The sequence below is a fragment of the Paenibacillus pabuli genome (assembly GCF_039831995.1).
Taxonomy (GTDB): domain Bacteria; phylum Bacillota; class Bacilli; order Paenibacillales; family Paenibacillaceae; genus Paenibacillus; species Paenibacillus pabuli_C.
On the sequence record NZ_JBDOIO010000004.1, the window covers coordinates 984,510 to 1,009,070 of the forward strand.

Annotated in this window: 23 protein-coding genes; all 23 read left to right on the top strand. The window is 49.0% G+C overall.

What is annotated here, in order from left to right; all coding sequences use genetic code 11:
• The first annotated feature begins 35 nt into the window (after positions 1-35).
• The 23 genes from ABGV42_RS23975 (at position 36) to dnaG (ending at position 24,553) form a co-directional block, all read left to right on the top strand.
• Positions 36-1,220, top strand: a complete 1,185-nt coding sequence (locus ABGV42_RS23975) for an exonuclease SbcCD subunit D (RefSeq protein WP_347384006.1) — start codon at positions 36-38, stop codon at positions 1,218-1,220.
• Positions 1,217-4,636, top strand: coding sequence for an SMC family ATPase (locus tag ABGV42_RS23980; protein WP_347384007.1), 3,420 nt, complete (start codon positions 1,217-1,219; stop codon positions 4,634-4,636). The genes ABGV42_RS23975 and ABGV42_RS23980 overlap by 4 nt, the downstream gene beginning before the upstream one ends.
• Before the next feature lie 409 nt (positions 4,637-5,045).
• On the top strand, positions 5,046-5,372 hold the full coding sequence (locus ABGV42_RS23985; protein ID WP_431523689.1) for a hypothetical protein: 327 nt from the start codon (positions 5,046-5,048) through the stop codon (positions 5,370-5,372).
• Positions 5,373-5,653: 281 nt separating this feature from the next.
• A complete protein-coding gene (locus tag ABGV42_RS23990; protein WP_347384009.1) occupies positions 5,654-6,016 on the top strand; it encodes a histidine triad nucleotide-binding protein in 363 nt (120 codons plus the stop codon).
• Between the two features lie 180 nt (positions 6,017-6,196).
• A complete protein-coding gene (gene rpsU / locus ABGV42_RS23995) occupies positions 6,197-6,370 on the top strand; it encodes a 30S ribosomal protein S21 (RefSeq protein ID WP_005547957.1) in 174 nt (57 codons plus the stop codon).
• A gap of 15 nt (positions 6,371-6,385) precedes the next feature.
• The gene (locus tag ABGV42_RS24000) at positions 6,386-6,829 is read left to right on the top strand and encodes a GatB/YqeY domain-containing protein (protein ID WP_095289878.1); all 444 of its coding nucleotides are present in this window, start codon (positions 6,386-6,388) and stop codon (positions 6,827-6,829) included.
• Between the two features lie 356 nt (positions 6,830-7,185).
• On the top strand, positions 7,186-8,502 hold the full coding sequence (locus tag ABGV42_RS24005) for an NfeD family protein (protein ID WP_347384480.1): 1,317 nt from the start codon (positions 7,186-7,188) through the stop codon (positions 8,500-8,502).
• Between the two features lie 162 nt (positions 8,503-8,664).
• The gene (floA, locus tag ABGV42_RS24010) at positions 8,665-9,675 is read left to right on the top strand and encodes a flotillin-like protein FloA (protein ID WP_095359498.1); all 1,011 of its coding nucleotides are present in this window, start codon (positions 8,665-8,667) and stop codon (positions 9,673-9,675) included.
• Positions 9,676-9,688: 13 nt separating this feature from the next.
• Complete coding sequence (locus ABGV42_RS24015; RefSeq protein ID WP_347384010.1) at positions 9,689-10,288, top strand: hypothetical protein; 600 nt, start codon at positions 9,689-9,691, stop codon at positions 10,286-10,288.
• 176 nt (positions 10,289-10,464) lie between these two features.
• Positions 10,465-10,758 (top strand): sporulation protein YqfC, encoded by a 294-nt coding sequence (yqfC, locus tag ABGV42_RS24020; RefSeq protein WP_095289883.1) that lies wholly within the window; start codon positions 10,465-10,467, stop codon positions 10,756-10,758.
• Positions 10,755-11,948: a sporulation protein YqfD gene (gene yqfD, locus ABGV42_RS24025; RefSeq protein ID WP_347384011.1), complete on the top strand. Its 1,194-nt coding sequence runs from the start codon at positions 10,755-10,757 to the stop codon at positions 11,946-11,948. The genes yqfC and yqfD overlap by 4 nt, the downstream gene beginning before the upstream one ends.
• Before the next feature lie 6 nt (positions 11,949-11,954).
• Positions 11,955-12,926: a PhoH family protein gene (locus ABGV42_RS24030; protein ID WP_347384012.1), complete on the top strand. Its 972-nt coding sequence runs from the start codon at positions 11,955-11,957 to the stop codon at positions 12,924-12,926.
• Positions 12,927-12,941: 15 nt separating this feature from the next.
• The gene (locus ABGV42_RS24035; RefSeq protein WP_347384013.1) at positions 12,942-15,191 is read left to right on the top strand and encodes an HD family phosphohydrolase; all 2,250 of its coding nucleotides are present in this window, start codon (positions 12,942-12,944) and stop codon (positions 15,189-15,191) included.
• 34 nt (positions 15,192-15,225) lie between these two features.
• Positions 15,226-15,723, top strand: a complete 498-nt coding sequence (ybeY, locus tag ABGV42_RS24040) for an rRNA maturation RNase YbeY (RefSeq protein ID WP_347384014.1) — start codon at positions 15,226-15,228, stop codon at positions 15,721-15,723.
• Positions 15,723-16,091, top strand: a complete 369-nt coding sequence (locus tag ABGV42_RS24045) for a diacylglycerol kinase family protein (RefSeq protein ID WP_347384015.1) — start codon at positions 15,723-15,725, stop codon at positions 16,089-16,091. The genes ybeY and ABGV42_RS24045 overlap by 1 nt, the downstream gene beginning before the upstream one ends.
• A 58-nt stretch (positions 16,092-16,149) precedes the next feature.
• Entirely contained in the window at positions 16,150-16,563 is a 414-nt protein-coding gene (locus ABGV42_RS24050; RefSeq protein ID WP_347384016.1) for a cytidine deaminase, read from the top strand.
• 34 nt (positions 16,564-16,597) lie between these two features.
• Positions 16,598-17,500, top strand: a complete 903-nt coding sequence (gene era, locus ABGV42_RS24055) for a GTPase Era (RefSeq protein ID WP_095289897.1) — start codon at positions 16,598-16,600, stop codon at positions 17,498-17,500.
• Between the two features lie 101 nt (positions 17,501-17,601).
• Positions 17,602-17,742, top strand: coding sequence for a YqzL family protein (locus ABGV42_RS24060; RefSeq protein ID WP_095289899.1), 141 nt, complete (start codon positions 17,602-17,604; stop codon positions 17,740-17,742).
• Positions 17,743-17,775: 33 nt separating this feature from the next.
• Positions 17,776-18,528 carry a DNA repair protein RecO gene (gene recO / locus ABGV42_RS24065; protein WP_347384017.1) on the top strand — a complete coding sequence of 251 codons (753 nt, stop codon included), beginning with the start codon at positions 17,776-17,778 and terminating at the stop codon, positions 18,526-18,528.
• Between the two features lie 511 nt (positions 18,529-19,039).
• On the top strand, positions 19,040-19,927 hold the full coding sequence (gene glyQ, locus ABGV42_RS24070) for a glycine--tRNA ligase subunit alpha (RefSeq protein WP_347384018.1): 888 nt from the start codon (positions 19,040-19,042) through the stop codon (positions 19,925-19,927).
• Positions 19,920-21,998: a glycine--tRNA ligase subunit beta gene (glyS, locus tag ABGV42_RS24075; RefSeq protein ID WP_347384019.1), complete on the top strand. Its 2,079-nt coding sequence runs from the start codon at positions 19,920-19,922 to the stop codon at positions 21,996-21,998. The genes glyQ and glyS overlap by 8 nt, the downstream gene beginning before the upstream one ends.
• A gap of 218 nt (positions 21,999-22,216) precedes the next feature.
• Positions 22,217-22,684, top strand: coding sequence for a YaiI/YqxD family protein (locus ABGV42_RS24080; protein ID WP_431523674.1), 468 nt, complete (start codon positions 22,217-22,219; stop codon positions 22,682-22,684).
• Positions 22,685-22,732: 48 nt separating this feature from the next.
• Complete coding sequence (gene dnaG, locus ABGV42_RS24085) at positions 22,733-24,553, top strand: DNA primase (RefSeq protein WP_347384020.1); 1,821 nt, start codon at positions 22,733-22,735, stop codon at positions 24,551-24,553.
• The last annotated feature ends 8 nt before the right edge of the window (positions 24,554-24,561 follow it).

Below are 24,561 nucleotides of genomic sequence, written 5' to 3' on the forward strand. Positions count from 1 at the left end.
ATGTCTTTATAGGGGAGAGAGGGGATGAATGGAATATGCGTATTTTGCACACAGGGGACTGGCACTTGGGAAAAACATTGGAAGGACGAAGCAGGCTGCGTGAACAGGAAGACTTCGTCGATGAACTCGTTAAAATGGCAGATGAGCAGCAGGCTGATGCAGTGTTGATGGCCGGTGATGTGTATGACTCGGTCAATCCGCCTGCATCGGCAGAGCAGCTGTTTTATGAGGCGGCTGCTAGGCTTACCGAGCGTGGAAGACCACTGGTGGTCATTGCAGGCAACCACGATCAGCCGGAACGGGTAGCTTCTGTGACACCACTTGTAAACAGGCAGGGTATTACACTTGTGGGTTTGCCAACGGCGGAAGCGGTGACCATCCATGCGCCAAGAACAGGGGAGACTGCCAAAATTGCTGCTTTGCCATATCCTTCGGAGGCAAGGCTTAATGAAGTGCTCACTACGGATGGCGATGAGAACGTGCTTCGTCAAGCCTACAGCCGCCGTGTAGGCATGTTAATGCAGCGTTTGGCTAACTCGTTTGGTCCGGATACGGTGAATTTGGCGATGAGTCACATTTATGTGCTGGGAGGTGTTGAGAGCGATTCGGAGCGACCGATTCAGGTGGGTGGGGCTTATACTGTTGATCCATCTTCGCTATCGATCGGTGCTCAATATACAGCACTCGGACATCTTCACCGTGCCCAGGCTGTAAAGGGGGACGGTGTGATTCGGTACAGCGGATCACCGCTGGCCTACAGCTTCTCGGAAGCAGGACAGAGCAAATCCGTAACGATGGTGGATTTGGCGCCAGGCGGAACGCCGAATGTAGAAGAAGTCCTGTTATCCTGTGGACGCCCACTTGTACGTTGGAAGGCACGCGGAGGTCTGGCCGAGGTCTATCGCTGGTTGGAAGAGGGAAGAGATGCCCAAGCATTCATTGATATGGAAGTGTGGCTGGACGATGCCATGTCTCTTAAAGAGATCCAGCAGCTGCGCAAGTCACATGATGGCATCATTCATATTCGTCCGGTGTATCCGGAGATGGCCGCTGCCGGATTGTTGGAGCAGCGTTCCGAGCTGCCTGTGCATGAATTGTTCCGCAAGTTCTACCAGCGTCAGACGGGCGGGGCACAGCCAGAAGAGAGTCTCGTGCAGCTGTTCCTTGAACTGGTGGACGAGGACGAACCAGGCGTACGAGAGGAAGTCGAAGGAAGATGAAGCCGATTCTATTAAAAGTGGCCGGGTTGCAAAGCTATCGTGAGGCACAGGAAATTGATTTTACCGTGCTGACGGAAACCGGATTGTTCGGAATTTTCGGCCCAACGGGCAGCGGTAAGTCTTCTTTGCTTGATGCCATTACCCTTGCCATGTACGGAAAAGTGGAGCGGGCGGTTAACGGAACGCAGGGGATTATGAATCATGCTGAAGATGCCCTCGCCGTTGCTTTTACGTTCGAACTGTCGTCAGCTGAAGGAACTCGAAGATTTCGGGTGGAACGGCGTTTTAAGCGTAACAATGAAATATCGGTAAGCAATACGATCAGCAAATTCATTGAGACCGTAAACGGAGAGGAGCAGGTGCTGGCCGACAAGCTGGCCGACGTGAACCGCTGTGTTGAAGATGTGATCGGGCTTAAAATGGATGATTTTACGCGAGCCGTAGTGCTTCCGCAAGGAAAATTCGCTGAGTTTCTATCGCTGAAAGGCAGTGAACGACGTCAGATGCTGCAGCGGTTGTTTCATTTGGAAAAGTACGGGGATCAGCTTGCCATTAAGCTCAGCCGGCGCGTGAAGGATAACGATATGGTTCATCAAGCGCTCTTGGCAGAGCAACAGGGTCTTGGCAATGCGAGCAAGGAAACGCTGGAAGAAACCAAACGTCTCCTACAGGAGGCCGTGAAGCATGCGGAGCTCTCCCGTCAGACTCTGGATGAAGCCACGAAGGAAGCAGAGCAGCTGGGGAAAATACGTGAGTTGAGTCATGAACGCCAGAAGCGTCTGGAGGAACAACATAAGCTCAAAGCTCTCGAACCGAAAATCGAAACAGGGGAGCAGCGGTTGAAACAGTCTGGCTCAGCAGATGCCATATTGCCTGCGCTTCAGACGATGCGGGACGCAGTGACCCAGCAGAAGCTGCGACAAGCTGCTGCTGCAGCTGCACATGAACAAGCGGTGGAACACGAACGATTATCTGTTCTCGAAGCTGAGAAAGCTGAGACAGCACGTGTGCAGCTGGCTGAAGGTGAACCCAAGCTGCTGCTTCGGCTCGAACAGTTGGAACAGGCCAAAGAGCTGCAGCGGGAACGAGACAGTCTTCATGAGGACAGTGCACGTTTGAAGCTGCTTCTGGACAAAGGACAGGCTGAGCAGGAAGTCCATGGCCAGCAGCTGGAGAAGGAAAAAGAATTACAGCAACGCGGACGCAAACGGCGGGAAGAATTGCAGGAAAGTCTGAAGCCGAATGAAGTCAAGTCAGAGGAACGAAGACAACTGCAAGCTGCCCTGGAGCTTCGGCACCGACTGGATACGGCAGCAGAGCAGCTGCGTCAGAATCAGGCCGAGATGGAAACGTACAAGAAATCTGCGAATCTGGCAGAAAGCAAGCTTCAGGCGGCAGCAGCCGAAGAGAATCGCCTGAACGAACAGCGGAAGCTGTTGCTTGAACAGGCGGGGGCGGGTTTGGAGGCCATGCTTGCCTGTGAACAGGACATCGGCCGTGAACAAAGCCTGCTGGCCGGGGCGGAGGAGCAGCTGCGCGGCTCGATGCGTGAGCAGGAGCTGCACCGGCTCTCCTCCGCCTTGCGCGCCGAGCTGAAGGACGGCGAGCCATGCCCGGTGTGCGGCTCCGCACACCACCCGCTCCCGGCTGCGCCGCCGGGAGAAGGTCCGCACGCAGGCGATGCGGACTTGGAACTGCTGCGCAGCCTGCAGGCAGAGCTGCAGGAGCTGCGCTTCGGGCTGCGCCAGCAGCTGCACGAACGTCGCAGCCTGCTGACGCAGCTTGGCGCAGCGGCCGGCGAAGCACCGGCCGCTACCGAGGCCGCGCCTGCGGCAGCGGAGCCTGGGCCCGCCGATTCGCCCGCAGACGGGCGCTCACCGGCGGACTGGGCGGCGCGTGCCGCCGCGCTGCGCGAGACCGCGCGGGCGCTGGCTGACGCAGCTGCCCAAGTGCAAGCGGAAGCCGCCGCGTTGCAGCAGGCGGCTGTGGGTGCGCAGCAGCGCCGCATGGAGGCGGCTGCCGCGCAGGAGGCCGGCCGTGCCGGTCTCGTCCAGGCGGAGCGCAAGCTGGCCGAGAGCGAGGCGGCAGCGGCTGCGTTGCAAGGCCGCTGGGCCGCAGAACTGCCTGGCATCGCCCCAGAGGAGGCTGTCGCCCTTCATCAGGCGATGCAGGAACGCGATGCACGTGCCGAAGACATCAAGGAACGGCTGAACAAGAGCGTCACGTTTTTGGAGGAAAAGGAACAGTCTGTGCAGTCCCTTCAACACAAGCTGGTTGAACTGGACAAACAACTGATTCAGTGGCAGACCGAGTGGCAGGGGAATCGCAAACAGCTGGTCGAGAAGGAAGAACGCCTTCGCCAGTGGGTAGGTGAACAACGTGTAGAAGAACTCATTGCTGCTGCACAGTCACAGCTGGATGGCCTGCGGAAAGCAGCCGCTGACTCGGCCCGGCGCTTCAAAGAATCGGATAATCTGAAACAGGAGTCTGCCAAGAAAGATGTTATGGCTAGGCAGGCCTTGGCTTCAGCATCGGAACATTTGGAGCAGGCTCAGGCACGCTGGGAGCAATTGCTGGATCAATCTCCATTCGACTCTGAACAAGCTGTTCTGGAAGCGGCCATTCCTGCCGAGGAGGCTGAGCGATTGGCAGCAGAGATTCAGCATCATCGTGAAAGGGAACGCGAGCTGGCATCTCAGCTGCGCGAACTTGAGCAGAAGCTGGGTGGTGCAGAAGTGTCCGAAGAGCAGTGGTTAGCCTGCGCAGAACGTCTGAAGCTGCGACGGGCTGAGGATGAAGCAGCGCTAAGTGCGAAGGCACGTGCAGAACGCGATCTGGAAGATGTTCAGCAGCGTCATGTTCGCTGGACTGAACTTGAGAACAAACGGGTAGAAGTAAGTCATCAAGGGGAGCAGCTCAGCAAACTCCAGGCTGCCTTCAGAGGCAATGCATTTGTAGAGTATATTGCAGAAGAACAGCTCATGCAGGTTAGCCAGGCTGCCTCACAACGTTTGCGTTTTCTGACCAAGCAGCGCTATTCGCTCGAAGTGGATTCGGGTGGTGGGTTTGTCATCTGTGATGATGCCAACGGCGGGGTTAAACGTCCGGTGTCCACCTTATCCGGTGGAGAGACCTTTCTGACCTCATTATCCCTGGCACTGGCTCTTTCTGCCCAGATTCAGCTGCGCGGCCAGTACCCGCTTCAATTTTTCTTCTTGGATGAAGGGTTCGGTACATTGGACCCTGAGCTGCTGGATACAGTCATTACATCACTCGAAAAACTGCATGATGACCGTTTGGCTGTCGGGGTCATCAGTCATGTGCCGGAACTGCGGGCTCGTCTGCCGCGCAAGCTGGTTGTTATTCCTGCGAACGAAGCTGGAGGCGGCTCCCGGGTAGTATTGGAGAGTCTCTAATATACAGAGTTGCTGCGACTGCTTTAGAGTTAATAGAGAGGTCTAATGTAACCAGCAGGAGAACCCTTATTGACTCGCTTCCAGAATAAAATAAGGCGATACTTAGGCTAGTCTTGTAAATTGAAGTGAGTTACCTCACAGATACAGGTTCAACCAGCTGTTATACTACAGTCAAGCCGACATACCTTATGTTAAGTACCCCGGCGGACGTTTGATCAGGAAGATTCCCGGTCAGACGTCCGCGGCAGCCGATTTCAACCGAAATCCGCTCGTGGGGTACTTCTTTTTTTGCCTAAACCTTTAGTGTCAATTCGCCCAGATCTGAATACTATGAAAGGGTGATGAAGCACGATAAGGGAGGCGTACTGAAGTGGAGAAAGTGGAAGCGAAGAAGATTTGCAAGGAACACATGCATCGTTATGTATGTGTGCAGATGAAAGACGGAAACCATTATGATGGAATCATGGAAAACGTGGATGACGACATGATTTATTTGGCAGTGCCTGTCGGTCCTGAAGCAGCGCATCACGCAAACTGGGGGCCGAACGCAATGCCGAACGCAATGCCGGGAGCAGGCTATCCCGTGTCCCATGCTCGCGGATTCTATCCGGGGTACGGCTACCCGTATCCATATCCCTATCCCTATCCATACTATGGTTACGGTCGCAGACGTTTTAACAGACTGGTGCTCCCCTTGATCGGGCTGACTGCATTAACGCTACTGCCATACTATTGATGAAGTGATTGCATGGTGGATACGGAATTGAACAACCTTAAGGACCATTCTCATCCTTGTGGCATACAGCTGCCTACCTGGGTGCAGAAAGGTCTTTTTTATGATATTCATGAACAAATAGAGAATGAGAATCGTCCTGAGCATTTATTGGCATGCTAGCTTAGGGCTATGGATTAATTGAGCTTAACTGTTTTTTCATGTGAGATTGGACGTCACTTTTCACTTCCGGTATGATAGAGAGGTATACATAAATCTTTAAAGTACAAAGGAGGGTATGAACAATGGATTGCTTGTTTTGCAAAATTGTAGAGGGCAGCATTCCCTCCAACAAAGTTCTGGAGAATGACCATGTGGTTGTCTTTCACGACATCCAGCCTGCTGCACCGACACATGTCCTCGTTATTCCGAAGAAACATATAGCTTCCATGAATGAGGTGACGGCAGATGATATATCGCTGATTGGTGAGATTCATCTGGCAGCACAGGAAGCAGCCAAACGCCTTGGGGTCGATGAGTCCGGTTATCGTTTGATTAATAACTGCGGCAAAGATGGGGAACAAACCGTCCATCACCTGCACTACCATCTGCTTGGAGGCACTAGACTCGGTGCGCTGACAAGCCTATCGGATTCGCACAAATCATAACGAATCCTAGATCCTACTGTACTTTTCCTCCTCAATGGAGATAAAAGGGACACTGTGATTCGTATAAATTAAAGTGATCATTACGTTAAGGTTGACACCTTTATTACCTTTCGCCTATAATGAAAGGTGATGAACCGTGTTATTGCTCTTGGACGGTCTGGTCGGAGGGAGGGAAAACTGGTGTCTGAAACTAAAGTTCGCAAAAACGAGACTATTGATGCTGCACTTCGTCGCTTTAAACGTTCCATCGCTAAAGATGGCGTCTTGGCTGAGGTGAAGAAACGTAAGCATTATGAGAAGCCAAGCGTAAAGCGCAAGAAAAAGTCCGAGGCTGCTCGTAAGAGAAAGTTTTAGGAGGATTTGAACAACATGAATCTTAGCGAACGATTGAACGAAGATATGAAGCAAGCGATGAAGAGCAAGGACAAGTTCAAGCTCTCCACCATTCGGTTGATTCGTTCGACGATCAAGAATCTTGAAATAGATTTGAAAAGAACTTTGGATGACAACGAAGTGCTTGATATCCTGAGTCGTGAAATCAAACAGCGCAAAGATGCCCTCCAAGAATTTGACAAAGCGGGCCGTGAAGAACTCGCGGCAAATGCAAAAGCGGAAATTGATATAATTGGTCAGTACCTTCCCGCACAGCTTACCGAAGAAGAAATTAAAGTTATTGTACAGCAGACCATCCAGGAAACCGGTGCTTCTTCGAAAGCCGAGATGGGGAAAGTCATGGCGGCCCTTATGCCGAAAGTTAAAGGCAAAGCGGACGGCAAACTGGTTAATCAAGCAGTTCAACAATTTCTGCAATAAAGCAATCAATGAACACCTCCTGACTTGTCAGGGGGTGTTTTTTCCTGTTTGTGAGTCCTGAATCTACATTTCAGACTTCATTATATTCGATTGTAAGAGTCCGCTGTAAAGGTAGAATCAAACCGTACAATTTTCAAAACAGACAAGAATTTTACTTTAAAATGGTTATTATTCATAAAATTAGATTTAAAATCTTGCAATTGCTCCGGCTTTCAAATATAATTTTAAGATTTTGAAACGAAATGTTGCATTGTACGTAATAAATACCATAAGCTGGACAGTATAACAATAATGGAAAAGGGGGGATTATTGTGAAGGGAAAGCGCCGGAAGAGGCTTGCGGGGCCATTGTTGCTCATGATGCTGCTGACGTTGCTGCTTCCTGTCTGGGTTGGATCGCCGTCTGCACAAGCAGCTGAAAAGAGCGGCGCCGTATATATTATTCCGGTTGATAAACCAATCGAGCAGGGGTTAGGCAAGTTTATGGAGCGTGGCTTTAAGGAAGCTGAATCAATGAATGCTGGCCTGATTGTTCTCGATATCAATACGCCGGGAGGACGTGTCGATACGGCGGAAGAGCTGGGTACCCTGATTAAGGAAAGCCCTGTTCAAACCGTTGCTTTTGTCCGCGGAGATGCTGCTTCGGCTGGGAGTTTTCTGGCTTTGAATGCAGATAAGATCGTAATGTCGCCAGGAAGCATGATTGGTGCGGCAGCGATGGTGGACAGCACGGGGAAGCATGTCGATGATCCGAAGCTAGTTGCATTCTGGAAGAGCAAAATGCAGGGAGCAGCGGAACAAGGCGGCCGTGACGGCAGTATCGCTGCCGGAATGACAGATGTCAACATGGTTGTGGAGATGCCGGAGATCAACAAAACGAAGCAAAAGGGTGAAATTATTGCTTTATCAGCCGAGGAAGCGCTGAAAGTGGGATATGCGGACCACATCAGCTCAACTCCGGAAGAGGCAGCAGCCTGGCTTGGTTATGGGCAGGACGATGTATTTACTGTAGAGCGAACCGCAGCAGAGAATATATCTTCTTTTCTGACGAATCCTGTGGTCATGACTATACTTTTGTTCCTGGGAATTGCGGGCGTAATCATTGAACTGATTGTACCTGGATTCGGAGTACCTGGTATTGTGGGGATCGTTTGTTTTATCCTCTATTTTTCGGGGAACTACATTGCCGGTTTTGCAGGAGCAGAGACATGGGTGCTCTTTACGGTTGGACTCATCATGATGATTCTGGAGATGTTCATTCCAAGCTTTGGTATCCTGGGTATATTGGGATCCATTGCACTTGTTGCCGGCGTTGTGCGTGCAGCTTACGATACAAGTGATGCATTTGTTTCGTTGGGAATTGCCTTCGGGGCAGCGCTGGTAGTCATAGCTATCGTGGTGATTCTCTTTAAGGACAGAGGCATATGGAATCGATTTATACTGAGTGACAAATTGTCTGCCGATCGAGGTTATTCATCTGCGACAGAACGTAAAGAACTGATTGGTCTCCAAGGGATTAGCCTGACTCCGCTTCGTCCATCTGGAACAGCAATGTTTAATGGGGAACGGGTCGATGTGGTTTCGGACGGAGACTTTATCCCAGTTGATACACCGATTATTGTGGTTAAAGCCGAAGGCACTAGGATTGTGGTCCAGCAAGCTTTGCCGGTGTAAAACGCTTGTCATGCCGGAGTTCTGGTGGGCTTCGGCAGTGTACATAACCATATGGCCGTGCTGCTTGCCGAATGGTGTTTTTCTAAAATTAGCAGCATTATAGTTGAGATCTGTTATGATGAATTTTTACAAAATTAAAGTGCAAATGGAGGAATTTTGACTATGGAACCAACGTTGATTACGGTTTTGCTCGTTGCGGTAGTTGCCATTATCGTATTGAGCGTATTCTTCAGCTTTTTCCCAGTAATGCTCTGGATCTCGGCCATTGCATCCGGTGTACGTGTCGGAATTATTACACTGGTAGCGATGCGATTGAGACGTGTAACACCTAGCCGAATCGTAAATCCAATGATTAAAGCAACCAAAGCAGGTCTTCAACTGTCAATGAACCAACTGGAGAGCCACTTCCTGGCGGGTGGTAATGTTGACCGTGTAGTAAATGCTCTGATTGCTGCTCAGCGTGCAAACATTCCGCTGGAATTCGAACGTGCTGCTGCGATTGACCTCGCTGGTCGTGATGTATTGCAGGCTGTACAAATGAGTGTTAACCCGCGTGTCATCGAGACACCAATTGTATCTGCGGTAGCCAAAGATGGTATTGAAGTTAAAGTTAGAGCACGGGTTACGGTTCGGGCCAATATTGACCGTCTCGTCGGTGGTGCCGGTGAAGAGACGATCATTGCCCGTGTCGGTGAAGGTATCGTAAGTACAAACGGTTCCTCGAATTCCCACAAAGATGTTCTGGAAAATCCGGATCTGATCTCCCGTACGGTATTGTCCAAAGGTCTGGATGCAGGTACGGCTTTTGAAATCCTGTCCATTGATATTGCGGACGTGGATGTAGGTAAGAACATTGGTGCGTTCCTGCAAACCGAGCAGGCTGAGGCTGACAAACGCATCGCTCAGGCGAAAGCGGAAGAACGTCGCGCTATGGCCGTAGCCCAAGAGCAAGAAATGAAGGCACGTGTAGTGGAAATGAGAGCGCGTGTGGTTGAATCCGAATCCCAAGTACCTTTGGCAATGTCCGAAGCACTTCGCAGTGGCAAGATCGGTGTCATGGACTACATGAACCTTAAAAATATTGAAGCGGATACTCAAATGCGCAATACTTTGGGAAAACCTGGTGAAGGTTCGAATTCCAACGATCAGGGTGATTCCAAAAACGGAAGATAGGCGGTGAATGCGTATGGGCCTATTTGAATGGATTTTTGATAATCTGTATATAGTGGCCGTCATCGGTTTTGCGCTCTTTTCTTTCTTGGGAAAAGCCGCCAAATCGGCTGATCCGAACAAAAAGCGTCCTGGCAACGGGATGCCTACATTCGGAGGCAGCGGTAATTCAGAACGGGATGATCGCTCGAGAGACAATTCATCTCCGCAGCAATCTTCCGGACCGGCAGATCCCCGTTATGATGAACAGTATGACGATCGGTATGACGACGAGCAATATGATGATCGTTATGATCAGCCTTATTCGGAGCCTGCTGCATCTTCTCGACCCGCAAGTGACTACAGAAGTGAGGGCTCTATGAGCGCTATGGAAAATTCGCTTGAACAACAGATGAAAGTGATGGAGCAACAGCAACGCCTGATTGAAGAGCGCTTGAATCGCATCTCTTCTGCGGATACACCGACTGTATCTGACTCCAGTTGGGAAGAGGGTACATCGGGTGAAACTAGATCGTCCCGGCTTCGTCCGGAAGACATCCGTACCGGTGTTTTATGGGCAGAAGTGTTGGGGGCGCCACGGTCCAAACAGCCTTTTAGAACAAGAGGCAAGTTGTAAAATGTAATATCAATCATAAAACAGCAAAGAGCCGTCTCAGGTGAGAAATACGCCAGAGAGGGCTCTTTTTGTTGTGCTCCTTTTTTAGAATTAATGATCTAACAGAAGCTGTAGTTTTCATAAAATCATGTCTCTCCGCATAAGTTGAACTGTAGAGGAAGGGGGAAGACCTTCGTATGACCCGGATCAGCCGCAAGCTGCGCAGATGGACCAGTGAGGTACTGGATCTGCCGCAGGACGTGCTTTATGATATGCCACGGTTAACCCTGATTGGCAGCAAACAATTGTATATTGAAAATCATCGCGGTGTGATCCATTTTACGCCAAATCGCATTGTCCTGGCTTTAACCCAGGGTCAGCTCGAGATCAAAGGGGTTGATCTAATGATTCGCAATATTTTGCCGGATGAAGTGGCGGTTGAAGGAACGATTCTGGATATACATATGAATGGAGCGGAGGGAAACGGATGAAACAGCCCAGTCTGTACAAACTGCGAGGTGCAGTCCGAATAACGGTCACTGGGGGGGACATCGAAGCGCTGATCAACATGTTGGCAGAGCAGGGACTGGAGGTGTGGAACCTGCGTGCCCAGGATGGACGCAAGGCAGAGATGAATATTCTGCTGCCGCATTTTTTTAGGCTGCGTCCTCTTTTGAAGCGGACAGGCTGCAGAGTGAAGGTGACGCACCGCAGCGGGATTCCTTTTTTTATGGCCCGATTATTGAAAAGAAAGTTCTTCCTTGGGGGCATGGTGCTTTTTGTGATTGCCATGTTTGCATTATCTTCGATGATTTGGAACGTTGAGGTGAAAGGGAATGTAAAAATCCCCACCGATGTCGTACTCGCTGCAGCCAAAAAAGAAGGGATCTATCCTTTCCAGTGGGGATTCCGGCTCCAGAGTCAGGACAAGCTTTCCAGGCAGCTGGCGTTGGCACTTCCCGACGTAACTTGGATCGGTGTGAGCAAAGAAGGGACAACCATTACCATTCAAGTTGTGGAGTCTGCCCAGCCTCAGCGTGAACCGCTGCTAAATCCAAGGCACTTGGTGAGCAAATCGGATGCAGTCGTTACTCAAATATACGCGGAACAGGGGCGTCCCGTCGTACAGAAGGATATGCGCGTCAAGAAAGGTCAAGTATTAATATCGGGTATTTTGGGTGATGAAGAGAATACGGAGAATGTTGTGGCCAAAGGCGAGGTGCGAGGGCTCGTATGGCGTGAATATCAGGTGGAAGTACCTCTCGTGCAGAAGCATAACACCATGACAGGAGAGAGTAAGGAACGTTTTTATGTTGTGCTTGGGAATTGGGCTGTTCAGCTCTGGGGATATGGAAAGACTCCCTTCAGTTCCTTCAATACGGCGAGTGACCATAAGCCGCTGACGTGGCGATCCTTCACGCTTCCCATGGGATGGTTGACTGAAACCGATATGGAGACCACACAACAAGAGGAACAAAAGACGGTTGAGTGGGCCAGAGCGAAAGGGCTTGAGGGAGCCAGAAATGATATTATCGCCAAAAACGGCAAAGGAACAAAAATTTTAAGTGAAAAAATTTTGCATGAGAAGAAAGAGAATGGTAAAGTTTATATGAAAGTATTATTTGAAGTGGAAGAAAGCATTGCGGAAGAACTTCCGTTAGTCCATAGTCAAGGAGAATGAGGCTATTTGTCAGAACAAACACGCAGCATACGAATCTCCCTCCAGAGTGCGGGAGAGGGTCAATCTCTTTTTGGACCCCAAGATATTTTTCTGAAACTGATTGAATCCGAGATTCCCGCCCAGATTGCTTCTCGCGAAGCGGAGATTGTCATTCACGGCAATACGAAGCATGTGGAATCGCTTGAACAACTATTCGATGTGTTACTGCAATTGGTGCGTAATGGGTATGTGCTAACCGAACGGGACGTCAGCTATGCCATTGAACTGGCCAAGGATCTGCGTGCAGACCAGCTGCTTGATCTGTTCAAGGGTGAGATTACAACGACCTACCGGGGCAAGCCGATTCGTGTTAAAACCATTGGACAGAAACACTATGTAACGACGATTAAGAAACGTGATGTTGTATTCGGTATCGGTCCAGCAGGTACGGGTAAAACCTATCTGGCAGTTGTGCTGGCGGTTGCAGCCCTCAAGGAAGGGAGCGTCAAGCGCATCGTGCTTACAAGGCCTGCTGTCGAAGCGGGTGAGAGCTTGGGCTTCTTGCCTGGAGACCTTCAGGAGAAGGTTGACCCTTATCTACGGCCTTTGTATGACGCCTTGTACGATGTAATGGGACAAGAGCAAACGGCCAAGGCACTGGAGCGCGGCTTGATCGAAATTGCGCCACTGGCATACATGAGGGGGCGTACACTTGATGACTCGTTCATCATTTTGGACGAAGCTCAGAATACGACCCCTGAACAGATGAAAATGTTTTTGACCCGTCTTGGTTTTGGTTCCAAAATGGTCATTACCGGAGACGTGACACAAATTGATTTACCTCGCGGCAAAAAGTCTGGACTTGTGGAAGCAAAAACGATACTTAGTGAAGTTGAAGAAATTGGATTTGTCTATTTTGCCGAGCAAGATGTTGTACGGCATTCCCTCGTCCAAAAAATTATCGTTGCATACAACCACGCCGCAGAAAATCAAGAATAGAAGGGATTGTCTAAAGTGACCTCGAAGGAACTGTCAAAAGGCAAATCTTTTCAGAATAGAACTACAGGATGGAAGTATAGCGTGTGGGCACGCTATCTTCTGTTTTTGTTTCTGGTGATTCTCTTCTACTTTAGTTTAGCTTCCAAGCTGCTTCCCGAGCGGTATGATATTCAGGAAGGCACACGAAGTGAAGTGGATATTGCTGCGCCCATGCAGATTCCGAATACGAAGGCTACGCTGAAAGCGCAGGAGGAAGCTGCTGAGCGTGTACAGCCGATCTATCAGATTGTGCAGCTGCGAAACGAAAATCTGATGACCACTCTGCTGGACCGGATTGATCGTCTGAATCAGGATGACCAGATTTCCAGTCAGGATAAGATTGACATCTATCGCGATGAGATTCCGCAGCGGCAGAAGGATTTTGTGTCCAACTTTATCAATAACAATCGGAAAGCGGGTACATATTCCGAAACTCTTTTGGAAGAGATTCGAAACGTGGTGCAGGAGCAAAGCTACCGAATTCCGGAAGAGACTTATATTAAGATATCTCGCTTGACTTCAGATGATATTCAGGAAATGAAGACGGTGGCCCGGGATATTGTCTCCAGATTAATGACGGATCAGATCAGTGATGCTACGACCGCACGCGCAAAAGTAGCTGAAATGGTAAGTGTAAGTTCCCTAAGCAAGCGTACGCAGCGTGAGGTTGTTCAGGAGCTCGCCCGTCTTGTGGTAACCTCCAACCGCTTCTATGATGAAGAGGGGACAAAGGAAGCCAAGGTGCAGGCCCGTGAAAACACACAAACGGTCTTTATCAAGCAAGGTGATACATTAGTTGCGAAGGGCGAGATGATTACTCCCGAGATGTACGCGCTTCTTGATGAGAATGATTTGTTGAAAAACGAAGTGAATTACTGGCCGCAGCTGGGTCTTCTGATGCTGTCTTGTCTGCTGTCGGCCGCTATTCTCATGTACATTCAGCAATTCAGCGGAACGCATTTTAAATATAATAATTCACAGCTGCTGATGCTTGTACTCATTTTCATTATTACAATTGTGCTTATGCATGTGACGGCATTCATCCAGACAGCAGACAAATCGTATGTCGGCTTCCTTGCACCAGTTGCAGTGGGTGCAATGTTAATTGCTTTATTGCTGGATACATCGCTTGCTTTTGTTTGCTCGATCATCATTGGCATGTTGTCAAGCATTATCTTGAATACGCATCAAGGTCAGATTTTTGATTTTGAGCTCGGCTTCTTTGCGGTGCTGGTGTCTTTTGTCGCCATCTTCGCCACATATCGTGCAAGCCAGCGATCCACCATTTTAAAGGGCGCCATCATGGTCTGCCTGTTTGGTTCCATCGCTGTGTTTACACTGTCCTTGATTGATACAGGGGATTGGAACCGTACAACAACGTTGTACGGCGTCGGATTTGCTTTTGCAGGCGGTGTATTAACGGCAATCCTTGTGATTGGACTTATGCCGTTTTTCGAAACATCGTTCGGTATATTATCGGCACTGAAGCTGGTGGAGCTGTCCAACCCGAACCACCCGTTATTGCGCAAACTGCTGACGGAAACACCAGGCACGTATCATCACAGTGTTATGGTAGGAAACCTGTCCGAGGCCGCAGCCGAGGCTATAGGAGCAAATGGTCTGCTCTGCCGAGTAGGTTCGTATTACCATGATATTGGCAAGACCAAGAGACCGATATATTTCATTGAAAATCAGAACAATATGGAGAACCCGCATGATTCCATCGACCCCAAGCTGAGCAAATCAATTATCGTTGCACACGCACGGGATGGCGTGGAAATGCAGAAGGATTACAAGCTTCCGAAACCGATCCGGGATATCGCGGAACAGCATCATGGTACAACCTTCCTCCATTACTTCTATCACAAAGCGCTGCGTCAAGCCGAGGAAGCGGGTGTCGAGCCTGACTTTACAGAAGAAGATTTCCGTTACCCAGGGCCAAAAGCCCAATCCAAGGAATCGGCTATTGTTGGAATAGCCGACAGCGTTGAGGCAGCGGTTCGATCCCTGCGCAAACCGACTGTGGAACAAGTGGAATCCATGATTGAGAAAATTATCAAGGGACGTCTCGATGATCATCAGTTTAACGATTGTGATCTCACCATGCGCGAACTGGACATTGTAGCGAAGACCTTGAAAGAGACGGTGATGGGGATCTTCCACTCCCGGATTGAATACCCGGAAGAGATCAAGAAACCGAAGCCGACCTCCCCTGAAGCGGGTTGACTTACTAATATGAGCAGACAGGAGTTATGAAAGAATGAGTCTTAACCTGGCATGGAATAATGATCAACAGGATAAAGAAATTACAGAGCCAATGATTGCAATGCTGGAGCAGTTGCTGAACCTTGCAGGAGAAGCTGAGGGCGTGGCAGATGGAGAAGTTGCTCTAACTTTTGTGGATGATGCTCAGATTCATGAGTTGAACCGAGATTACCGCGGAATCGATCGTCCGACAGATGTATTGTCGTTTGCCATGAATGAAACCATGGACGAGGAACTGGACATCATTTACGAACTGGATGAGGATGAAGAGATGGAGGAGATGCCAGATGTTCTCGGTGACATCATTATCTCCGTTCCTCGTACCATCCTGCAAAGTGAAGAATACGGGCATTCATTTGAACGTGAGCTTGGTTTCCTGTTCGTGCATGGTTTCCTGCACCTGCTCGGATACGACCATCAGGACGAAGCGAGTGAAGCCGAAATGATGGGCAAACAGGAAGCTGTACTCGCCCAGGCCGGGTTGACACGATAATGAAAAGGCGCTCCTGGAGTCTGGTGTTCCGCAATGCGGCAGAAGGAATCGTATACGGTTTTCGGACACAGCGAAATGTAAGGGTTCATTCGGGAGTAGCCGTCATCATGTGTTCGGCTGGATTTATCTTCGGGATTTCGAGGACAGACTGGATGTTTGTGCTGACAGCCATCTTTTTGGTTCTGGTGACCGAATTAATGAACACGGCCGTAGAGGCAGCGGTAGATCTGGCACATCCGCATATCCATCCGCTTGCAAAAGCGGCGAAAGACACCGCGGCTGGCGCAGTTTTGCTGGCAGCGGTGTTCGCCGTAGTCATCGGATGTATGGTGTTCTTTAAACCTGTTATACATTGGCTTGGTTTCTGATAAGCCTGCTATAAAAAGAAGTTTATTTTAGGGATAACCTGAGGGAGAGATTTGGATTATGGATAATCAACAGCTCATGCAAGAAGCCATTAAGGCACGTGCAAAAGCGTACACACCTTATTCCCATTTTGGCGTAGGAGCAGCTCTGCTGGATAGCGAAGGTAATGTGCATCATGGATGCAATATTGAGAATGCTGCCTATACACCAAGCAACTGCGCAGAGCGAACAGCACTTTTTAGTGCGATCGCAGGGGGAGAGCAGCCTCGTAGTTTCAAGGCCATTGCCGTTGTAGGTGATACGGAAGGTCCAATCGCGCCATGTGGCGTGTGTCGCCAGGTTATGGTTGAGCTGTGCGAGCCGGACATGAAAGTCCTTATGGGTAACTTGAAAGGTGACTTACAGGAAACGACCGTTGCCGAGCTGCTGCCTTGGGCTTTTGGTCCTTCAGATCTAGATTTTTCCAAAAAATAAACTATTCCAGGCCTAGGCGCCTGAGGAGGAACATATGAAAAAAAAAGCATTTAAATCGGGTTTTGTAGCTATTGTTGGGCGTCCTAACGTGGGTAAATCCACTTTGATGAACCAGGTTATTGGACAAAAAATAGCAATTATGTCGGACAAGCCGCAAACCACTCGTAATAAAATACATGGCGTTTACACATCCGAAGACAAGCAAGTTGTCTTTTTGGACACACCTGGTATTCACAAACGGCAATCCAAGCTGGGTGACTATATGAACCAGACGGCCTTGAATACGCTCGGGGAAGTGGAAGCAGCTTTGTTCCTGATTGACGCTTCTGAAGGAATGGGCGGTGGTGACCGTTACATCGCAGAACAACTGAAAAATGTACGAACTCCTGTCATTTTGGTGATGAACAAAATTGATAAAATCGAACCGGAAGCGCTGCTTCCGCTTATTGAGGAGTATCGCAAGCTGCATGATTTCGCAGAAATTGTACCGGTCTCTGCCAAACTCGGCAGCAATGTAAGTACACTGCTTGATCAGATCGGCAAGTATTTGCCGGAAGGACCGCAATACTACCCGGAAGATCAGGTTACAGACCACCCGGAACAGTTCGTTTGTGCGGAGCTGATTCGGGAGAAAATTCTGCAAATGACCCGGGAAGAGGTTCCCCACTCCATTGCTGTAACCATTGAGGATATGAAGGTTCAGGACAACGGGGTAGTATACATTTCAGCCGTTATTTTTGTAGAGCGTGACTCTCAAAAAGGGATTATTATCGGTAAACAGGGAGCCCTGTTAAAAGAGGTCGGCAAACGTGCGCGTACGGATATTCAAAACCTTTTGGGTTCGAAAATCTTTATGGATCTGTGGGTTAAGGTGAAAAAGGATTGGAGAAATCAGGATCGCGTTCTGCGTGATCTCGGCTTCCACCGTGACGTTTAATCGAGCAAGTATCCATTAATTGCAACACATAGTTTACCTTGCAAGACTCCATCCTAACGGGTAGATGCAGACGTCATTTCCGAAGAGAGGATGAAATTCTGATGCGAGATTTTTCGTGGAAGGTTTTTGCAATGACGGGGGATGTGGAGTCCTATTTGTTGTATACCGAGTCATGCGCGTCAACAGGACAGGAGTCTGATACTGCAGGGGAAGTGATAGAAGATGAAGAAGCCGAAGGTTAATTGGCTGATTCGGGAATGGTTAGGTGACGAGGCATGCTATACAGGGTGGAAGGGATTGTCATCCGCAGCATGGACTACGGCGAGGGAAACAAAATTATTACGCTTTGCACCGAAAGTGGTGGAAAAGTAGGAGTACTCGTCCGTGGTGCCAAAAAGCCCAAGAGCCGACATGCTGCGCTGGTGCAGCCGTTTACGTACGGTCAATACGTATATTTCCGTAACACGGGCCTGGGGACACTGAATGCGGGCGAAATCATGGTGTCGTATCATGAGCTGCGGGAGGATCTGGTCAAAGCAGCTTATGCATCCTATGCGTGTGAACTGCTGGACAGGGTTCTGCAGGATGAGGAAACAGGGGCTTTCTGGTTTAAGCAACTTAAGGCCTGTCTTCAGGCGTTAAAAGAAGAGAAGGACCCAAGTGTCATTACCAGTCTCTATGAGATGAAAATATTACAGTCGGCGGGCTACGGCCCGTCGCTTGATGAATGTATTTCATGCGGCCAGGAACGGCCCGATGAACAGTTGTTTGTAAGTCCAAGGCTCGGTGGAGTGCTGTGCCGAGCCTGTAAACACTTTGATCCACCCGCGTTGTCTGTAAGTCCCAAAGCTCTGAGGTTACTGCGGTTATTTGCACAGCTGGATTTGCAGCGACTGGGCAATATATCCGTCAGTGAAGCTACCAGAGATGAAATGAAGAAGATTATGAGAGCCTTCATGGATCACCAGCTGGGGCTCAATCTAAAATCCCGTTCTTTTCTCGATCAGATGGAGAAATACGGGATTTAAGATGTGTTTTCAGGAGATGACAAGATTATCTTGACTTTGCACTCTTTTTTATTTAATATGAACTATAATTTCTCTTTTTGGAGACATGCATTGAACGAGAAAGTAGGAGACTGGATTTATTATTCTCGTAGATAGGCCATTTGGTCTTGATTACGGTGATAAGCGAGCCCGGGATGGTGAAAGCCGGGATGAATCAGTCTGTGAAATGGCACCTCGGGAGCATGAATGGACACGGAAAAGTGGGTTTGCGTGAACAGGTTATCCTGTTTTGTACACAAGCCAAGTAGGGTGGAACCGCGGGAATAGCTCTCGTCCCTACGTCTGGACAACAGGCGTAGGGCGAGGGCTTTTTTTGATTTTTGGAATTATTTTCCGGCTGAGCTGGTCGATATATTCTGTGAAATTTCTCGCAAAACGCGGTTTGTTCGTTCCACGTCGGGCTTCGATTGACGCTTGTGCGATCGGAAGTATTCTAAGCTAGCCATTAAACCCATTGAAAAGGAGCATGATTATGAATTTTCAGCAGATGATTCTCACGCTGCAACAGTTCTGGGCCGAGCACAACTGTATTATTGTCCAGCCATATGATACGGAAAAAGGGGCAGGTACAATGAACCCGATGACCTTTTTGCGTTCGCTTGGACCGGAACCTTGGAAAGTAGCTTATGTAGAGCCTTCCCGTCGTCCTTCTGATGGACGTTATGGAGAAAACCCGAACCGTCTGTATCAGCACCATCAATTTCAAGTTATTATTAAGCCTTCACCAGACAACATTCAGGAAATTTACCTGGAAAGTCTCAAACGTTTGGGAATTGATCCGCTTAAACATGATATCCGTTTTGTGGAAGACAACTGGGAGAATCCTTCTCTGGGCTGCGCAGGCCTCGGCTGGGAAGTCTGGCTGGATGGTATGGAAATTACACAGTTTACATACTTCCAGCAAGTCGGTGGAATTGAGACGAACCCCGTTGCTGTCGAAATTACGTATGGTATGGAACGCCTTGCTTCTTACATTCAGGAAAAGGAAAATGTGTTTGAACTGGAATGGGTGGAGGGAATCACCTATGGTGATGTATTCCTCCAACCTGAATTCGAACACTCCAAATATACGTTTGAGGTATCTGATGTGAAGATGCTATTCACCCTCTTCAACATGCATGAAGAAGAAGCCAATAAAGCTATGGCACAGCATCTGGTATTCCCGGCATACGACTATGTGCTGAAGTGCTCCCATACGTTTAACCTGCTGGATGCTCGTGGAGCAATCAGTGTTACTGAACGTACCGGTTACATTACACGTGTCCGTAATCTGGCACGGCAAGTGGCTGCAACATATGTGGAAGAGCGCGAGAAGCTTGGCTTCCCGCTGATCAAGAAAGGGGGAGCGGAGCATGTCTAAAGATCTGTTATTTGAAATTGGTCTGGAGGAAGTTCCTGCACGCTTCATGCGCGCAGCGATTGAACAGCTGCAGGACCGTATCGTGAAATGGCTGGATGCATCGCGCATCACACATGGTGAGGTAAACGCTTATGCTACACCACGTCGCTTGGCTGTCCTGATTCAGGATGTTGCCGAGAAGCAAGAGGATGTGGAAGAAGAAGTGAAGGGCCCTTCCCGTAAAATTGCACTTGATGAGAGCGGCAACTGGAGTAAAGCAGCACTCGGATTTGCACGAAGTCAAGGTGTGGATCCCGATCAGTTTACGTTTAAGGAACTCAGCGGTGTTGAGTATATCTATGCGACCAAGAGCAGCAAAGGTGTAGAGACTTCATCTGTGATCGGTGAAGGATTGCTGTCGATCCTGCACGCGATGACATTCCCTAAGTTCATGCGCTGGGCTTCATATGATTTCAAATTTGTCCGCCCGATTCGCTGGATTGTCGCTCTGCTCGGCAGTGAGGTCATTGATATTGAAGTTGCAGGAGTGAAATCCGGCAATGTAACTCGCGGACATCGTTTCCTCGGTAAAGAGACCGTGATTACTCATCCTGCTTCATATGTTGAATTGCTGCGTTCCGAACATGTCATTGCAGATATCAAAGAACGAGAGCAAATGATTGTTTCCCAGATTCAGGCGCTGGCTGCTGAGAAGAATTGGGATATCGCAATCAAAGAAGATTTGCTGGAAGAAGTCCTGTTTCTGGTGGAAACGCCAACCGTATTGTTTGGAACATTCGATCCTGCATTCTTGAATATCCCTCAAGAAGTATTGATTACTTCCATGCGTGAGCATCAGCGTTACTTCCCTGTACTGGACAGTGAAGGACAATTGCTGCCTTACTTCGTAACGGTTCGTAACGGTGGCAGTGATTCGCTTGACGTCATTGCGAAAGGAAACGAAAAAGTACTGCGTGCCCGCCTTTCCGACGCCAAATTCTTCTACGAAGAAGACCAGAAGCTCGAGATTAAGGACGCATTATCCAAATTGGAGAGTATTGTCTTTCAAGAGGAACTGGGTACCGTTGGTGACAAGGTGCGTCGCATTCGTAAAATTGCGGACGGTTTGGCATCCAAGCTGCAAGTTTCTGCTGATGTTGCCGAATCGGTGAGCCGCTCTGCAGATATCTGCAAGTTTGACCTGGTTACGCAGATGGTGGGTGAATTCCCTGAACTGCAAGGTGTGATGGGTGAGGATTATGCTCGCAAAGCAGGCGAGAAGGAAGAAGTAGCCAAAGCGGTATTTGAACACTATCAGCCGCGTTTTGCCGGGGATCAATCTCCTGCTTCGCTCGTAGGTGCGATCGTAAGTGCTGCAGATAAGATGGATACCATTGTGGGCTGTTTCTCCATCAATATCATCCCGACTGGATCCCAGGATCCATATGCACTTCGTCGTCAAGCTGCGGGTATTGTACAAATTTTGCTGGATCACCAGCTTCCACTGACCCTCTCCGATGTGTTTGGGGTCGCACTTCAGGTGCATGCTCAGATGAACCTTTTGAAACGTGCAGATGAAGAGGTTCGTAAAGATCTGCAGGACTTTTTCGGTCTTCGTGTGAAAAAACTGTTATCCGAGACGGTTCGTTATGATGTTGTCGATGCAGTGATCTCTTCTGGATTCGATGATATTAGTGCCATTGTTCCAAAAGGTGAGGCACTGATGGCAGCTGTCCAAACCGGCGATGCGTTCAAAACGACAGTGGAATCTTTTAACCGGGTGGGTAACCTAGCTGCCAAAGCGTCCAATGCTTCTGTTCATCCTGAACTGTTTACCGAAGAGGGAGAGAAGCAACTGCATGAAGCCTGGAGCAGAACGAATGAGGAATATCGCAAAGCCCTGTCGCAGCACGCTGCTGCTGAAGCGTTGGCGATTGCATCAGCTTGGAAGGAAGCCATAACAGCATTCTTCGATTCCGTAATGGTAATGGCTGAAGATGAAGCAGTGCGTGCAAACCGCCTGGCTCTGCTTGCAGCTATCGACCGTGACTTGAAAGGATTTGCCGATTTCTCCAAATTGGTGTTAGTGTAATATCCCGCCCCCAACGGCTTAGAGGATACGCATCAAATTCAGTATTAAAGAAGGATATATGAGGGTATAAATATACGGAACGGGTTGTGAAATTTTATTTTTAACAGCCGTTCCGTATTTTAGCCTTTGATTTACCTTGACTGGTCAGAAGGAATTTCGCTGGCGGAAGTCGTATATAACAATATGCAGCTATTTTATGAAGCCGGGTGATCCTGAGGTTGAGTGAGTTGAATGTACGCCAGATTGTTGTGGACGGCGATGCTTGTCCGGTGAAAGCCGAGATTGCAGAAACGGCCCGCCGTTTTGATATCCCCGTATTGTTAGTATCTTCCTTTGATCATTTGCTTCAGGGAGGAGAAGGGGTGCGTACGGTGCAGGTGGACCGCAGTGATCAGAGCGCGGATCTGTACATCGCCAATCATATCAAGCCCTGTGATGTAGTCATTACACAGGATTATGGACTGGCTGCACTCGCGCTTGGCAAACGTTGTTATGTTTTATCATTTCGTGGTCGCGAATTTAATGATCGTGATATTGATTTTATGCTCGATTCCCGTCATACTGCTGCCAAAGCACGGAAAAGAGGGCATTATGGGAAAGGTCCAAAGCCTTTCACAGAGCAGGATCGGGAAATTTTTCAACATAAACTGACAAAACTTTTAAAAGATTTGCAGGAGAATGTGTAAGTTTAGCGAATTATATTTACGTGCTGAAAGAGATGAAGGTGGCCAGAGATGAGTACCGGACAAGGCGGTATACCCGAAAGCATTATCGAATCGGTGTTACAGCAGCATGATATTGTCGATACGGTGAGCCGATTTGTGCATCTGACCAAGCAGGGGAAATACATGAAAGGCCTCTGCCCTTTTCATTCCGAGAAGACGCCTTCGTTTACAGTCACACCAGAGAAACAAATTTTCTATTGCTACGGTTGCGGCACGGGTGGAAATGCCATCAAATTCAGGATGGAAATCGAAGGGTTATCCTTTCCCGAGGCTGTCAAGACGATGGCGGAAGAAAGTCACATTTCCATGGGGGACTGGCAAGGGCGTGAATCCGCTCATGTGAATCCGGAGACCGAACGTCTGCTGGAGGCGTATGAGCTAACTGCAAAACTGTATCATTTCTTATTGAAAAATACAGAGCATGGAAAAGCAGCCATGGAATATTTGCGCTCGCGGGGCTTTAGCGACAAGCTGATTGACCAGTTCCAGATTGGCTATGCGCCGAATCGTTGGGACACGTTGGTGCAATTTCTGGAGAAACGCAACTTCCCACTTGAAGAGATGGAGAAGGGCGGTCTTCTGTCGCAGCGGAATGAAGGTCAGGGCTATGTGGACCGCTTCCGAGACAGGATCATGTTCCCGATTAATGGCAGAAGCGGCAAACCGATTGCATTTGCAGGTCGCATTTTGGGAGACGGGCAGCCGAAGTACCTAAATTCACCGGAAACCCGGTTATTTAACAAAAGTCGAGTTCTCTACAATCTGCATCAGGCCAAAAATGCGATTCGCAAACAAAGACAAGCTATTTTATTCGAAGGTTACGGCGACGTGATCTCCGCCTGGGATCAAGAGATCCAAAACGGAGTAGCGGCCATGGGCACAGCGCTGACCGAGAATCAGGCGCTCATGCTCAAGGGCATGTGCGACGAAGTCATAATCTGTTATGACGGAGACCGAGCGGGGCAGGCCGCTGCACTTAAGAACTTCCCCATCCTGGAAGAGGCTGGACTGCAGGTTAAGGTTGCTCTTATACCCGAAGGACTTGATCCGGATGATTTTATCCGCAAGTACGGTGGTGAGCGGTTTCGCAACCAGATTGTAGACGGTGCTGTAACGACAACAAAATTTAAGCTTATAAACCTTAAAAAAAACCATATACTGCTAGAAGGCGGCGGTCTGATCGCCTATTCCAAGGAAGCGGTAAAGCTAATCGCGCCATTATCTTCCCCTACGGAACGCGAAGTGTATTTGCGTGAACTGGCTGCTGAAGTGGATGTATCTTTTGAGACACTCAAGCAGGAGTGTAACGAAGAGCGTCAGTCCATGAAAAATAACGAGCAGTATGGGGATAATAACCCGAAAAGGTGGAATAATGGTAGGCAACAAAATAGGCAGGTGCCTACACCCAATCTATTGCCGGCTTACCATGCTGCCGAGCGCAAACTTCTTGCCTGGATGCTTCAGGATGACGAGGCTGCACAGTATGTGAATGAGCATCTTGGTGAAGCTTTTAACTTGGATGATCATGCAGCTATTGCTGCTTATCTATATGCCTATTATGCGCAAGGCAAATCGCCGGATACAAGCCGTTTTATGTCCTCATTGCATGATGACCGATTGGAGAAAACCGTCAGTTCAATCTCAATGATGGACGGCCCGGGTGAATGGAACGTTCAGATACTCGATGATTGTATCAGGGAAGTGCTGAAATATCCGCGCAAAAAAGAGTACGATCTAAAAAAGGAAGAAATGATTGCTGCAGAGCGTGCAGGTGATTTTGTACGCGCGGCACAAATCGCAATTGAAATGATTGCCCTAGAGAGACAGTAAATGTCCGT

Coding starts and splice junctions, on each gene's coding strand:
- ABGV42_RS23975 (WP_347384006.1), top strand. CDS start 36: ATGCGTATTTTGCACACAGGGGACTGGCACTTGGGAAAAACATTGGAA.
- ABGV42_RS23980 (WP_347384007.1), top strand. CDS start 1,217: ATGAAGCCGATTCTATTAAAAGTGGCCGGGTTGCAAAGCTATCGTGAG.
- ABGV42_RS23985 (WP_431523689.1), top strand. CDS start 5,046: ATGCATCGTTATGTATGTGTGCAGATGAAAGACGGAAACCATTATGAT.
- ABGV42_RS23990 (WP_347384009.1), top strand. CDS start 5,654: ATGGATTGCTTGTTTTGCAAAATTGTAGAGGGCAGCATTCCCTCCAAC.
- ABGV42_RS24000 (WP_095289878.1), top strand. CDS start 6,386: ATGAATCTTAGCGAACGATTGAACGAAGATATGAAGCAAGCGATGAAG.
- ABGV42_RS24005 (WP_347384480.1), top strand. CDS start 7,186: ATGATGCTGCTGACGTTGCTGCTTCCTGTCTGGGTTGGATCGCCGTCT.
- floA (WP_095359498.1), top strand. CDS start 8,665: ATGGAACCAACGTTGATTACGGTTTTGCTCGTTGCGGTAGTTGCCATT.
- ABGV42_RS24015 (WP_347384010.1), top strand. CDS start 9,689: ATGGGCCTATTTGAATGGATTTTTGATAATCTGTATATAGTGGCCGTC.
- yqfC (WP_095289883.1), top strand. CDS start 10,465: ATGACCCGGATCAGCCGCAAGCTGCGCAGATGGACCAGTGAGGTACTG.
- yqfD (WP_347384011.1), top strand. CDS start 10,755: ATGAAACAGCCCAGTCTGTACAAACTGCGAGGTGCAGTCCGAATAACG.
- ybeY (WP_347384014.1), top strand. CDS start 15,226: ATGAGTCTTAACCTGGCATGGAATAATGATCAACAGGATAAAGAAATT.
- ABGV42_RS24045 (WP_347384015.1), top strand. CDS start 15,723: ATGAAAAGGCGCTCCTGGAGTCTGGTGTTCCGCAATGCGGCAGAAGGA.
- ABGV42_RS24050 (WP_347384016.1), top strand. CDS start 16,150: ATGGATAATCAACAGCTCATGCAAGAAGCCATTAAGGCACGTGCAAAA.
- era (WP_095289897.1), top strand. CDS start 16,598: ATGAAAAAAAAAGCATTTAAATCGGGTTTTGTAGCTATTGTTGGGCGT.
- ABGV42_RS24060 (WP_095289899.1), top strand. CDS start 17,602: ATGCGAGATTTTTCGTGGAAGGTTTTTGCAATGACGGGGGATGTGGAG.
- recO (WP_347384017.1), top strand. CDS start 17,776: ATGCTATACAGGGTGGAAGGGATTGTCATCCGCAGCATGGACTACGGC.
- glyQ (WP_347384018.1), top strand. CDS start 19,040: ATGAATTTTCAGCAGATGATTCTCACGCTGCAACAGTTCTGGGCCGAG.
- glyS (WP_347384019.1), top strand. CDS start 19,920: ATGTCTAAAGATCTGTTATTTGAAATTGGTCTGGAGGAAGTTCCTGCA.
- dnaG (WP_347384020.1), top strand. CDS start 22,733: ATGAGTACCGGACAAGGCGGTATACCCGAAAGCATTATCGAATCGGTG.